The sequence below is a fragment of the Pseudomonas sp. K8 genome (assembly GCF_014889455.1).
Taxonomy (GTDB): domain Bacteria; phylum Pseudomonadota; class Gammaproteobacteria; order Pseudomonadales; family Pseudomonadaceae; genus Aquipseudomonas; species Aquipseudomonas veronii.
Genome location: NZ_VJWO01000189.1, coordinates 1 through 649 on the forward strand (window position 1 = coordinate 1; position 649 = coordinate 649).

Annotated in this window: 1 protein-coding gene; it reads right to left on the bottom strand. The window is 66.3% G+C overall.

The features are described 5' to 3' along the window. The coding region (locus INT12_RS30905) for a M20/M25/M40 family metallo-hydrolase (RefSeq protein WP_193059230.1) at positions 1 to 469 on the bottom strand (469 nt) is incomplete at its 3' end. Positions 470 to 649: the final 180 nt, after the last annotated feature.

Here is a 649-nt window from a genome sequence, read left to right on the forward strand (position 1 = left end):
CTTCGCTCATGGTCGGTTCGGCCACCAGCACCGCTTCATACGGAATGCCACGGGCCAGGAACGCGGCGATGCCGCGTTCCTGTTCTCCAGCGATGAAGAGGCGAACGATCCGCGCTGCATCGCCGTTGCTGGCGTTGGCCGCGGCCACCAGCGCGGCGGCCGCGCCCTTGATGTCGCACACGCCGAGCCCGATCACCCGGTCATCGGCACGCCGCATTACGTGCGGGTCGGCGCTCCAGTGCGGGGAATCGGGCACGGTGTCCAGGTGCACGTTGAACAGATAGCGCGGCGTACCACGCACCGCATACAGGCTGACCGCGCCATCGCCATGGTCGATCACCTCCACGTTGAACCCGGGCAGGTTCGCGCGCAGGTAATCGAAGATGCCACCGGTGGTGATCGCACGCGGCGGGTTGCGGGTGTCAAAGGACACCAGCGCCTGCAGGTGGTTGAGCGTCTGTTCCAACATGCCCGGCCCTCAGCGGTTGACTTGCGCGTAGAGGGTCGAGCTCATGCCGAAGAGCTTGATGAAGCCCTCAGCCTCTTCCACGCCCCAATCAGCCGACTGCGCATAGGTCGCGCCCTTGGTGTTGAGCAGGTGCGGCGACTTCACCGCCACCGCATCGACGCGGCCGCCACGGGTTTCCAG